The sequence below is a fragment of the Pseudoalteromonas sp. ATL1 genome (genome assembly GCF_058933015.1).
Map to the genome: position 1 here is coordinate 95,576 of NZ_JBZYXL010000001.1, position 13,014 is coordinate 108,589.

Annotated in this window: 11 protein-coding genes and 1 pseudogene; 3 read left to right on the forward strand and 9 right to left on the reverse strand. The window is 42.4% G+C overall.

Annotated features, from left to right (window positions below):
* Positions 1 to 5: 5 nt before the first annotated feature.
* From AC5FX4_RS00430 to AC5FX4_RS00440, 3 genes are read right to left on the reverse strand one after another with little or no spacing between them, the layout of a single operon-like run.
* On the reverse strand, positions 6 to 1,076 hold the full coding sequence (locus AC5FX4_RS00430) for a JmjC domain-containing protein (RefSeq protein WP_493604598.1): 1,071 nt from the start codon (positions 1,074 to 1,076) through the stop codon (positions 6 to 8).
* 8 nt (positions 1,077 to 1,084) lie between these two features.
* Complete coding sequence (locus tag AC5FX4_RS00435; protein ID WP_493604599.1) at positions 1,085 to 2,095, reverse strand: alpha/beta hydrolase family protein; 1,011 nt, start codon at positions 2,093 to 2,095, stop codon at positions 1,085 to 1,087.
* Position 2,096: 1 nt separating this feature from the next.
* Entirely contained in the window at positions 2,097 to 3,296 is a 1,200-nt protein-coding gene (locus tag AC5FX4_RS00440) for a radical SAM protein (protein WP_493604600.1), read from the reverse strand.
* 205 nt (positions 3,297 to 3,501) lie between these two features.
* Here AC5FX4_RS00440 and AC5FX4_RS00445 point away from each other — a divergent pair, with 205 nt between their 5' ends.
* Entirely contained in the window at positions 3,502 to 3,735 is a 234-nt protein-coding gene (locus AC5FX4_RS00445) for a hypothetical protein (RefSeq protein WP_493604601.1), read from the forward strand.
* Between the two features lie 195 nt (positions 3,736 to 3,930).
* On the opposite strand, the pseudogene AC5FX4_RS00450 reads toward AC5FX4_RS00445, so the two are convergent.
* From AC5FX4_RS00450 to AC5FX4_RS00470, 5 genes and pseudogenes are all read right to left on the reverse strand, one after another.
* Positions 3,931 to 4,197, reverse strand: a pseudogene (locus AC5FX4_RS00450) (transposase); the annotation flags it as partial.
* Positions 4,198 to 4,210: 13 nt separating this feature from the next.
* The gene (locus tag AC5FX4_RS00455; RefSeq protein WP_493604602.1) at positions 4,211 to 5,530 is read right to left on the reverse strand and encodes a hypothetical protein; all 1,320 of its coding nucleotides are present in this window, start codon (positions 5,528 to 5,530) and stop codon (positions 4,211 to 4,213) included.
* 170 nt (positions 5,531 to 5,700) lie between these two features.
* A complete protein-coding gene (ssb, locus tag AC5FX4_RS00460; RefSeq protein ID WP_493604603.1) occupies positions 5,701 to 6,372 on the reverse strand; it encodes a single-stranded DNA-binding protein in 672 nt (223 codons plus the stop codon).
* 21 nt (positions 6,373 to 6,393) lie between these two features.
* On the reverse strand, positions 6,394 to 7,761 hold the full coding sequence (locus tag AC5FX4_RS00465; protein WP_493604604.1) for an MFS transporter: 1,368 nt from the start codon (positions 7,759 to 7,761) through the stop codon (positions 6,394 to 6,396).
* A 50-nt stretch (positions 7,762 to 7,811) separates the two neighbouring features.
* Positions 7,812 to 8,585, reverse strand: a complete 774-nt coding sequence (locus tag AC5FX4_RS00470; protein WP_493604605.1) for a substrate-binding periplasmic protein — start codon at positions 8,583 to 8,585, stop codon at positions 7,812 to 7,814.
* 128 nt (positions 8,586 to 8,713) lie between these two features.
* On the opposite strand from AC5FX4_RS00470, the gene uvrA reads away from it, so the two are divergent.
* The gene (gene uvrA, locus AC5FX4_RS00475) at positions 8,714 to 11,533 is read left to right on the forward strand and encodes an excinuclease ABC subunit UvrA (RefSeq protein ID WP_493604606.1); all 2,820 of its coding nucleotides are present in this window, start codon (positions 8,714 to 8,716) and stop codon (positions 11,531 to 11,533) included.
* 58 nt (positions 11,534 to 11,591) lie between these two features.
* A complete protein-coding gene (locus AC5FX4_RS00480) occupies positions 11,592 to 12,617 on the forward strand; it encodes a hypothetical protein (protein ID WP_493604607.1) in 1,026 nt (341 codons plus the stop codon).
* On the opposite strand, the gene AC5FX4_RS00485 is transcribed toward AC5FX4_RS00480, so the two are convergent.
* Positions 12,604 to 12,996, reverse strand: a complete 393-nt coding sequence (locus AC5FX4_RS00485; RefSeq protein ID WP_493604608.1) for an acyl-CoA thioesterase — start codon at positions 12,994 to 12,996, stop codon at positions 12,604 to 12,606. The genes AC5FX4_RS00480 and AC5FX4_RS00485 overlap by 14 nt on opposite strands.
* Between the last annotated feature and the right edge of the window lie 18 nt (positions 12,997 to 13,014).

Here is a 13,014-nt window from a genome sequence, read left to right on the forward strand (position 1 = left end):
AATTGTTATTCAAACCTGACGAGATTAAGCACCGATAAGCGCTCATAAAAACTGTCATCTAGCGAAGGAAACATAGCTGATAGCTCAGTGATTGGCATTGTTTCGTGACGTTGAATCAACGTCACTGCTTCCCACTCAGACGAACTAAAACTCACACCAATGGTGCCTTGTTCAACTTTCACGACTTCACCGTTAGACACATAACTATATGTAAAAGGGATATATGATTCGAAGATGACTTGTGAAAAATTGAGTGCTGGGTGATAAACACTCACACCTTTACATTGTGCTCTTGCAACACCGCGTCTTAACTCAGAAATAGCTCGTCGTACACTTTGCTCACTCACCACGACATTGCCCAATGTTTCGTCTATCGAACCAAATATCTGTTGCGATAGCGACTCGTCGTAAAAAAGCTCATTCGAAATGTTTTCAGCCAACTCACCTCCTTGGCCCAACAATTGCCGAACTAAATCTTGTTGTGAAATGTTTTTTAAACCAATCGTCAGATGTAGAGAGCTGCAAGTATGGGTTTTTGCCCTATGCTTTACCCCTCTTGGTATATACAGACTTTGGCCTGCTTTAAGTGTTAACTCGTGATGAGGAAGACTGTCATCTTGTACTTCCCAATGCTTTTCACCAAATAGCTGTAGTACGATAACATCATGATTGTCACTATGAAGTGTAAATGCTGTTGAATTTGCTGGTGTAAAATAGGCGTTAGCTTGTGCGCTGACCCCCAATGAATAAGACAAATGATGGCAAATATCTGAAATGCTCTGCACAAACAGGTGGGTACTGTTCATTATGAGCGAATAGCCACTATAGAAATGACGCCATATAAACTGCAGATTGACGTGGTTAGACGAGCCAACCTCAACGTAAGCACCACCGTTGACGATTTTTAAATACCCTAAGCGAGCAGCGACTTGGGTATAATCGTTAAACAATGCAACAGAAAATGCGCCCTTAGCTTTCAGTGTATCCTCATATTCTCCAACGAAACTGGTATCACCGCGAAAATCGGCAAGAAACCGTGATTTATCACATCCAATTAAGCTCTGTACGATATCCATATTCACACTTACTCATTTACGCTATCAAAATACCAATTTCTGATATCTGAAAAATAAGACTGAACCTGCATTATATCTGACGCCCCCTGAACCATAAGACTATGGCTTGCCTCAGGCACACGAAAAAAATCAACATCTTTCCCCGACAGATACAGCGTACTATAAAGCGCCTCTGTTGAAGTAATCGGGACACTGGCATCTTGCATACCACTGATCAATCTGATTTTCGCATCTGTACCTTCTAGATTTTTAGCAGTAAATACACGCAAGAAACTCGACCAGCGCAAATAACTGTGCCCCCATACAAATTGGGTTGAATCTGATGGGTTGGCGAGAATATTGCTGATAATCTTGCTATTTCCTTCAATCCCTTTGAGTATCGCGGTGTCACTTTCCCCTTCAAAAGCTTGGATATTAAAATCAAACAGTTGAGAATAGGTTGCACCGATTAAACCGAGATGACTGATAGAGGCATGGTGTTTTGCCAGCCCAGAAGCCATGACAGCACCTTCTGATATGCCTATCACTAGAGCCTTATCTTTTTTTGTGAATGGTAAGGACATTGCGTGTAGATAAGCACCGGATATACTCTGCAACCAATTATCATATGAAAATTGGTTGTGATACTGAGCAGAGCAACCGTGTTTACGCGGTTTCTGTTCAACGGATTTTTCATAAGAGACAAATGGCTTGTTTACCACCATAACAGCGAATCGTCCTTGTGCTGCGGCGTCAAGCAATGAAAAAACACTGGACATATAATCCCCCTGATAAGGGGAAAGAAAAACAGGTCGACAGCCCGAACCTTGTATATAAAGCAATATTGGCGCGTTTTGCTTTGCTCTGCTGATAAAGTATTCAGTCTGTAAAGTATTTGATTTGTACCTTAAAAAGGTCATACCACCAGATTTTATCTCGCCAACATGATTGAAGCCCCATGCGCTAAGCATATTGCTGAGAAAAAGCATTATGACAGCAAGCCCCTGCACAAGTGATTTCTCGGTCAAACGCACATGCATACTAAGCACTCCTTGCTACAGCTTCACCAGAAAGCCGCTGTTCCATGACGTCGATTGGGTAACCAACATCAATAAGTCTTGCAGCCATCTCCGAATAAACTTCTTTCAAGCCATCACATAACACTGATTTGTTTAAATATTCGTTGTTTTTTTTGTACCTATTTACCAAACGACCGTTGGCGCTTCCACTTTTACAATAAAGTTTCCACGCACAGCTATTACAGTCACCGAGTACTTCATCTTGTCTTTGTTCAAGGTGCCTGATATTGGGTTGTGCCAAATATTCATCCAGCATTCCCTTTGTTGCATCGAATGAAAATAACGCTTCATCCACCATGCGAAGTGTGTCATCTGGACCACAGGTTCCATCGCTGGAAAAAGTGAGGATTAAAGTACCATTTGAATTTTTAAGTTGTTGCCCAGTCGCGCGATCAACCCCCGTAAGGAACGAATAGAAATTGTCGAAGAATCGCACTTGAATATCGGAGTCTTGATATTCAAGCCATGCGTTAAATGCCCCGACCAAAAAATCTCCGACCGCGCGAGCCTTGTTTTGATCAAATGTATCGTGGGTATCTATTGGCAACAAAAAGTCAATCCATGAGAGTCCGACTTCTTCTACAAAATGCTTGAACGCTTCCGCGCCATCTTTGTCTGGGTCAATAACGGAAAGCACCGCTGGTTTAGATATTAGTCCTTGTTGGTAGGCACCTTTGAGAATATCGACCCCTTTCATGACCCTGTCATAAGTACCTTTGCCTTTATGGTCTATTCTGTTTTTATCATTGTCTTCCTTGTTACCGTCAATGCTAACGCCTACTGATATCTGATACTTACTAAATATTTTGATCCAATGTTTGTTAATCCGCATTGCATTGGTTTGCAATGAAAACTGGACACCTACACCATCTCCTTCGATGGTGTTTTTTAGTGTCGCGCAAAAATCTTCAAAATCGACTGGTTGTACGAGCAGTGGTTCACCACCATGAATAACGATCCGAACGACTTTAGCCCCAACCAAAGCAGCACCTTCTTTCAAGAATTTAGCCACGGCCTGAGTAGTCTCTAAGCCCATTTTGGTCGGCTTTGAACGATATAATTCACTGCCCTTATAAAACATATAGCAATAAGTACATGCTATATTACAGCGCTCTGTAAGCTTTATTACTGCGTCAATTTTATCGTACTTGATCTGATTCACTGATAACCACTCCATGTAACATGCCAACTCGTTTTACGTGTAATGAAAAAAGCAAATATAAATAAAAAATCATCACATAGCAAATTTTGGATACAATATACAAAAGTTTGATTAATTTTTGTAAATTCAATAATATCGTTATGTACATAAATTAACTTGTACAAACAATTCAAAATTTTAAACTCAGAAAATGGAACAATTGATTATGAAAAAATCAACGAATTTGCAGGACCAAGTGGGCGAGAAGCTAGGCAAGTCTACGAATAAAATGTGGGATCTGCCACTAGAACTGTTTGACGCAATAAGTGGTGGTAAGGACTTCAGTCAAGGCAATGACTTTGCACAAGGTTATTCCTGCTTTGCGCAGAACATTGGTGATTTCAGTCAGGGTACTCGCCCTGGTGTACCGGGCCAAGAAGGCGCTCCTGGTGCACCATAAATAGCGAGTCGTGATTGATTTCAATCACATTTTAAACCTCGCTCTACACCCGCTCTGGTTACAGAGCGGTGTGTTTTTTGGGTATCTTTCACTCGCTATTTATTCTGCACAACTAAGTCAGGACACTATTCTAAAGGAATTTTTTATACTTTTAGGATTCGTTGTTAGAGCGTGTTGATCTTTCAAGTACATTTTCTAATCAACCCACATCGGCAGCCACATGAGTGAGAAAGCAAGGGCTACCACGCTCATGTAATTCCTAGCCAATTTGTCATATCAAGTTGCTACTGCTCGATGTTTATATATTTTCAAAAACGCATTTTCAACTAAGTAACGATATCTATATATACACCAATCAATGTCGTCATTTCCTTGTTTACTATTACCTTTTCTCGGTATCACATGCTTAGTATTGCGACTTTTAATTAGCTCTCTAAGTGCTTGGCTATCATAACCTTTATTAAACGCTAATCAGTTACAGCTTTATTTTCATACTCGCAAGCTGTGTTTGTGGATCTGCGAGCTTGGTTTCAACCAACTTCTTGATAGTATGAACAAGCGGTAATGGTAGCTGTTGCTCTGCCATTTTAAAAAAAACAGTCGCTTCTGATGCTTCAGATTTGGCTTGTTGAATAAATTGCCGCCAAAAGGAAAATATATCTTTATGTCCACCACTTTGCTTATGCAGCGCTAAATCAATGGCTCTATGGATCATAAAACCACACGCATAGTGCAAATCAAATCGCCCCTTATCAGCAGCTTCATATAGAGCCAGTTGCTCCATTCCCTCTATACATTTATCTTCAAGGTGTGCACTTTTGCGAGCAACATAGGCTTTCGTTTCTGGATAAAGCGCTAACAACGCTTTTGCAGCTAGCCAATCAGCATGTCCTTCATGTAACCAAGCTGCGTTATTGCCCTCAAATAACCCTTCAGTTTCATTGCTCTGATAAAAGTGTGCAGCTTCATGGGCGAAAAACCACAACGTTTTATATATAAACTGCTTGTCTTTTACTCGCTCGTCCAAGTCATCGATATTCCAATGCATAAAAACTTGCTGTGGTAACGTTCCCCCTTGTGAAGAGCCACCTTTTACCTTGGCATAGGAAGCAAATAATATTGGCTTATTACCATGACGCTTACCCAAGTGATTTTCGAAGTAATCCATAAATTTTGGCAATTCAGTGTCAAGGGCATCTTTTATTTCATGAGGTAACCCATTATCAATAACTGCAATCACGTTATCCGTTTTCACAAGCTCCTGTGTACCAACATAGATATTTTTCCCGTCGTTGCTATCACTCCAACTCGCTTCGCCTAGATAGACATCACCATCAACAATGATTTTTTCACTTTTAGAGGTTTGTAAAGAAATTTGCCACTGATTCACCTCGTCATCACAGTGTTCTGCACAAGCAAACAAACGGCCCGTATGTATCAAATTACCACCATCCGAATAAGGAGAAAAAGGCGCATAATCTTTGGGGAGCGGTTTGTAAGTAGGCGTTAACCTCAGTGAAACGTGTTTAAATTTGCTTCCATCTTTGGTCTGAATATACTCTTTACCGTCAATGGTGGTGATTTCAAACCGATTATCTAACGGTTTCCAGCGTTCAATCCGAGAAAGATCAGGATTCCGGATAAAACCCAATCTTTTTACTGGTATATCTACCCGATAATTTAATGTCCAAACATTGTCCTTCGACTTTATTATTGAGATATCTACATGTGATGCAACTTCCGCGCACAACGAAAAGCTAAGCACATATAACAAAGCAATGGTTAAATATTTCACTTCCACGTCCCTATAAAAGATATATTGTTAAAGATCTAATCTAACCTTTTGACTAATAGATGAAAAGCCATTCGTATCCAAAAGCGCCATACTCGATTCATGATTTATAGCACATTAAAAAAGGCCCTAAATAGGGCCTTTTCACTCAATTTGATTATCTAACGCAGTTCTTAGAACGGAATATCATCATCAAAATCAATAGGTGGTTCCATTGGATTTGATGCACCGCCAGATTGTGCAGGCTTAGGTGCAAAACCACCTTGCTGCTGTGGCGCACTTTGTTGCGGCGCAAAACCACCACCTTGGTGCGCATTGCTTTGCTGCTGAGGTGCTTGCTGAGGCGCAAAACCACCTTGCTGTGACTGACCATGGTTTTGATTAGATTGTTGGCCGTACTGCTGCTGTTGAGGTGCTTGGTTGCTATATTGTTGTTGACCATAGCCACCTTGACTTTGCTGTGGCGCACTTTGATATTGACCACCGCCTTGTTGCTCACCACGACCACCTAGCATTTGCATTTGGCCGCCCATATCTACCACGATCTCAGTGGTATATTTTTCTTGACCACTTTGATCCGTCCATTTGCGAGTTTGCAAACGACCTTCAATATACACCTGTGAACCTTTACGTAAATATTCACCAGCCACTTCTGCTAACTTGCCAAATAACACCACTCGGTGCCACTCGGTGCGTTCTTGCAACTGGCCTGTGTTTTTATCTTTCCAGCTGTCTGTAGTGGCAATACTAATGTTTGCAACACCATTGCCGTTTGGCATATAGCGTACTTCAGGATCTTGTCCTAGATTACCAACCAATATAACTTTGTTTACACCGCGTGCCATGGCACCCTCTCCTCACACTTTTTAATGCAAGCCAAGTACTTGCTTAGCTTGGTTTAAATCAAACTTTTTATCATCTATTTTTAGATAGCTGCGATTTTCTTCACTGACAACTATCGCTTCGATCACACCGGGTAAAGCAACCAGCTTATCAGCCAGTACTTCTGCCTGCTTAGGCTCAGACAACTCAGTCATTAAACTGATAATTTTACTTTTCGGTGGGATCTGCATTTGCCATGCAATAATTAGCCATATTACCCCAACACAGGCTACCGCCGCAAACACTGCATTCGCTTGATAATTTTGTGCAATGTAACCACCTAATATTCCACCTAAAAATGCCCCAAAAAATTGTCCTGATGAAAACAACCCCATCGCGGAGCCTTTTTGAGACGCTGGCGCAATTCTAGATACCAGCGCCGGCATGGTTGCTTCTAAGAAGTTAAAGGCGATGAAGTAAATCAACATACACACCGCAATACCAACGATTGAATTTGCCCACCACATTAAACTTAATGTACTCAAGACAAGCAGCGCAATAGACGCTAAAAAGGTTTCTTTTTCTTTTTGCTTACGAATCGCCACTATCATCAAAGGCGCCATCAAGACAAACGCAAGCAAAAGTACTGGAATGTATAGCTGCCAATGCGCATCAGCATTCAAGCCATCTTTAATAAGTTGCCCGGGCAATACGACAAACATCGTTGTTAGCGTTAAATGCAGTAACATCACCCCCAAATCCAAACGTAAAAGTTGTGGATGACGACTGAGTTTTCGGATGTCTGCGAAAGTAGCGACGGTATCTCCCTTCGGTGCTTTATTGACTGCACTTGGCACCACGAACAAAATAATCACAATGCCACATAACGCTAAAATAGACGTTAACCAAAATACGCCCGAGATCCCAAACGCTGCAGCCACCATAGGGCCAAGTAACATAGCAAAAGCAAAACTTAAGCCTATACACATGCCAATCACCGCCATTACTTTCGGGCGTTGTTCATCACGACTTAAATCAGCGGCAAGCGCAAGTAACGCACTGGCAATGGCACCCATACCTTGCAAGGCGCGACCAATGGTGACCCAGTAAATCGAATCAGCCAAAGCGGCAATAACCGAGCCCAGTGCAAATACAAGCAATCCACCTACAATCACGGGTTTTCGGCCAAACTTATCAGACAACCACCCCATCGGAATTTGCAGTAACGCTTGAGTCAAACCGTAAGCACCAATGGCGAGGCCAATCCACATGGGTGAAACATGCTCTAATGATTGTCCATAAATCGCCAACACAGGCATAAGCATGAACAGGCCAAGCATACGAAATGCAAAAACACTGGCCAATGATAACGCAGCACGTTTCTCAAGAAGGTTTAAAGATTGATTAGACATATTACCTGTTAACTCAGCTTAATTCAGCGCGCAACAGTCTATCAAAAAACTTACTCCAACTTATACTTTTTTAAAATTTGTTCTAATTTTCCCGCATGGCGTAAGCGCTCGAACGCTTCTTCAAATGCGGCTATTTGTATTTTTGTGACGCTTCGCTTGCTAATCGCGAAATAGACAGGTTCAGAGTTAACGACTACAGGCGCTATATCTATTTCAACAAAGTCAGGATTGTGCTCTGTTTGATAAATAATGTTGTATTTTTCTTCCAAAAAGCCCGCGATACGACCATGTCGCAATAGGTTTAACTTTAACTGATTGTCTGCAACATAAATAAAGTGCTTTTCGGAATCTATTTCTTGCTTCATTCGTTGCTCAAACACCGAGCCATAATATGCACCACGTTGAATAGCCACGGGTATAGGTAGCGAGAATAAATCCTCTATGGTAGCGATAAAAAAAGGGCGCGTCGCGTGAGTGGCGAAGACGATATTTTCCATTCTCTGTGGGCCAATAAAGTAAGCGTAACGCATACGTTGCGCTGTTTTTGACACACTCAGCATTAAGTCAATGCCGCCTTGTTCAAGCATCTTAAGCGCCCTTCCCCAAGGCATGCTAACAAATCGATAGCCACAGCCCATTTCATCTAAAAGCGCTTTTGCAAAATCAACGTCAAGCCCGTGCCAGCGAAGGGAGTCATCTTGTTGAGATTGTGCCGAATAATTTTCAAAACGAACAATAAATTGACAATCGGAAGCGGTCGCAAAGCATGCTGTACTTTGGAAAAATAATAAAAAGCTAAAAGCAATCGAGCTCAAACGTCGCAAAATAATCGCTCTGAGGTTGATCCTAATTTCTAGTTTAGTTCGTTTAGCAAAGATAAGTTAATTTTCGGCAAAGTATGCGATACTGTTGCGCTAATACTGTTGCCAATCAAATTTGTCGTTAGGTCAAAATGGATAAAATAGAAGTCAGGGGCGCTCGAACGCACAATTTAAAAAATATTTCTCTTACTATCCCGCGAGACAAGCTTATCGTGATAACCGGATTGTCGGGCTCTGGAAAATCCTCGTTAGCATTCGATACCTTATATGCAGAAGGTCAAAGGCGCTATGTTGAGTCGCTTTCAGCTTATGCACGACAATTTTTATCCTTGATGGAAAAACCCGATGTTGACCATATTGAAGGCCTCTCTCCTGCTATTTCAATTGAACAAAAATCAACATCACATAACCCTCGTTCAACCGTGGGTACCATTACCGAGATCTACGACTATTTAAGATTACTTTTTGCGCGCGTTGGTGAACCTCGCTGTCCAACTCACGACTTGCCTTTAGCGGCTCAAACCATCAGCCAGATGGTTGACTCAGTGTTAGAGCAACCTGAGGGCAGTAAGCTCATGTTACTTGCACCGGTGGTAAAAAACCGTAAAGGGGAGCACGTTAAACTACTAGAACAGCTTGCCAGCCAAGGTTACATTCGCGCTAGAATTGACGGAGAAGTATGTGACTTGTCCGACCCTCCGACTTTAGAGCTCCATAAAAAACATACCATTGAAGTGGTGGTCGATCGTTTTAAAGTCAAAGACGGTTTGCAACAGCGTCTTGCTGAATCTTTTGAAACCGCCATAGAGTTGTCGTCGGGCATTGCCGTGGTAGCCAATATGGAAGATGATAATGCCGAAGAGCTTATCTTTTCAGCCAACTTTGCTTGCCCAACCTGTGGCTATGCGATGACTGAGTTGGAACCTAGGTTATTTTCATTTAATAACCCTGCAGGGGCCTGTCAAAGCTGTGATGGCTTAGGTGTGCGTCAGTACTTTGACCCGCAACGCGTTGTACAAAACCCCGAACTGAGCCTCAGTGGTGGTGCAATCAAAGGATGGGATAAACGCAGCTTTTATTATTTTCAAATGCTGCAATCGGTTGCCGAACACTATAAGTTTGATTTAGAAGTGCCCTTTAAAGACCTGTCGAGCGATGCACAAAAGGTGATTTTAGAGGGGACAGGTAAAACCAAAATCGCTTTTAATTATCGTAATGACCGAGGTGATTTGATCACCCGTAATCACGAATTTGAAGGTGTTCTAAACAACATGAATCGCCGCTATCGTGAGACTGAATCAACCTCGGTGCGGGAAGAACTCAGTAAATACCAAACCAGCCAGGCATGTCCTAGCTGCCATGGCTCAAGGCTGCGCGAAGAAGCACGCAACGTATTTATTGGACAAACGACTTTACCGCATGTCACTACCATGAGCATTGGCGAAGCCATGGCGTTTTTTGAATCCCTCGCGCTACATGGACAAAAAGCACAAATTGCCGAGAAGATCCTTAAAGAAATACGTGACCGTTTGTCATTCCTCATTAACGTTGGACTCAACTACTTATCACTGGAGCGAAGTGCTGATACGTTATCAGGAGGTGAAGCACAGCGTATTCGTTTGGCCAGTCAAATTGGCGCAGGCTTAGTGGGCGTGATGTATGTGCTCGATGAGCCATCTATTGGTTTACATCAGCGAGATAACGACCGCTTACTCAGCACACTGACACATTTGCGCGATCTTGGTAATACCGTCATCGTCGTAGAGCACGATGAAGACGCAATTCGCGCTGCAGATCACATAATTGATATAGGCCCGGGTGCGGGTGTACACGGCGGCCACGTAGTCGCGCAAGGCTCACGCGATGACATTATAAACAACCCGGACTCACTCACAGGCCAATATTTAAGTGGCGCTAAAGCCATTGAAGTGCCTAAGCAACGCCATGAATGCAATGATAAGTGGTTAGAACTATTTGGCGCATCGGGTAATAACCTAAAAGATGTTGACTTACGCATTCCGTTTGGCTTGATGACCTGTATTACTGGTGTATCAGGTTCTGGTAAATCAACCTTGATCAATGACACCCTATTCAAACTGGCTCACACTGAACTTAATGGTGCGACAACCGCAGAAGCGGCACCATACAAAGAAATCAAAGGCCTAGATCACTTTGATAAAGTAATCGATATAGATCAAAGCCCAATTGGTCGCACACCACGTTCTAACCCAGCCACTTACACCGGTATATTCACGGCTATTCGGGAGCTGTTTGCGGGTACTCAAGAAGCACGCTCTCGAGGCTATAAAGTGGGTCGTTTTAGCTTTAATGTTAAAGGCGGACGATGTGAAGCGTGTCAGGGTGATGGCGTTATCAAGGTTGAAATGCACTTTTTACCTGATGTATACGTCCCTTGCGATATCTGTACTGGCAAGCGTTATAACCGCGAAACACTCGAAGTCCTGTACAAAGGTAAAAATATTCATGAAGTACTAGAAATGACAGTAGAAGATGCTCATGAGTTCTTCGAAAAAATCCCTGCCATTAATCGTAAGCTGTCGACTTTAATGGATGTGGGTTTGTCATATATCCGTTTAGGACAGGCCGCGACCACACTCTCTGGTGGTGAAGCACAGCGTGTTAAATTGGCTCGTGAGCTATCAAAACGCGACACAGGTAAAACGCTGTACATTCTGGATGAACCAACTACGGGGCTACATTTCCACGATATTCAGCAGTTGCTTGTGGTACTCCACCGTCTGAGAGATCATGGCAATACCGTGGTGGTTATCGAGCACAACCTTGATGTGATTAAAACCGCCGACTGGATAGTTGATTTAGGTCCTGAAGGTGGCGCTGGTGGTGGTCAAATATTGGTTGCAGGCACCCCGGAAGAAGTCGCGTCATGTGCGCAGTCACATACCGGCAAGTATCTAAAACCTTTACTTTAATACGTAAAGGAATGTAGTTTGACTACATTCCTTTTTACGCCTAACAAGAATAATAATCATGCTAAATCTCCCCTTTTACCCTACTGTAAGAGATAGACTCAAAAAGCACATTCTTGCCTTGAACTCATTTTGGCACTCCCTCAACCTTTCGCAGCGTTGCTATTTGATGGCAATCGTCGCTAGCATGTTCTACTACAATGACGACAAGCAAAGCACTGTCTTACTTGTACTCATTACAGTACTAGCTTTAACAGCCATGGTCAGTGAGTTTTGGCCAAAGTTCATTCACATGTGGGATAGCTTGCCCGGCAAGGCGATTATTTTGTTATTTTATGGTTTCGTCGCCAATTATGCCTTAGTTCAAGCTTCAGGCACGGTTAATGAAATTACAGGGGTAAGTGCCGATCATTTGCCATACACACATAATTTAAGCGTGCTGCTATCAGTACCCATTTGGTTTTTTACTACAAGCCTTTTAGTACTTCTTCTGATCCAATTCTGCATCCCAATTTATATTGTATTATTAGTGCTATTACGGCCGTTTGGTTTACATACCATTTGGCATGCACCAGGATATCGCTTTCCTATCATTACGGGTTTTGTTCGGTTTAATGCAGGCCTCTTTCTGCTGGTTCAACTTTCTATATTAACTAGCTACACAGGCGCAATGAATAATATAAATCAGACACTATCTAGTGTGGTATCTGATCTAGAGGTTAACGTGTCTTACACAAGCGATGAAGACTCCACTGAAAAACAAAATGTGAATAAGTCAACAGAAGAAGACTTGGAACAACCTCTTGAGGATCTGGAGAAGGTGACGCAACGTAATGTAGAGCGCTCAGAGCCTTATCAACGCAAAATAAAACAACTCTTGGCATATTTTATTTATGAAAACGAGGCTGACTCTCGCTCTCGTTGCGAACATACTCAGGGCAGTAGAGTGATCGAACTTAACGATTACGAAATACTGGAGATCATTAAGCTCGAAAATTCGCAAGATGAGACTAGTTACGGCTACCAAGTTAAGCCGTGTATTTCAGCCGCAATTGGCCATCAATTCAAACAATCTACTCAGCCATAAAGGCTGATAACTGGCCGCGCTCCGCTTCTGATAAAAGTTGAGCGCGTTTATTGATGAAGTCATAACGCACCATCACCGTTTTTCCCTCTGCGCAGCATTGCCCATGCTGCCAAGCCTGTTGCACTATTACAAACGAGCTGTTGCCAATATGCTCTATCGCCGTTTTAATTTCGACTTCTTGTCCGTAAAACAACTCACCTTTAAACGTTACTTCCACCTTCGCCACAATCAGCTTCCATTGATGTGGATTAAGATCCGGTGTGAAAACTTTAAAAATTGGCACCCTTGCGGCTTCAAACCATACGGGGAGTACGGTATTGTTTATATGGCCCAAAACATCGGTTTCGCTGAATCGTGGCATCAATTTTTCTGACAACATAATAATTCCAATAACTGT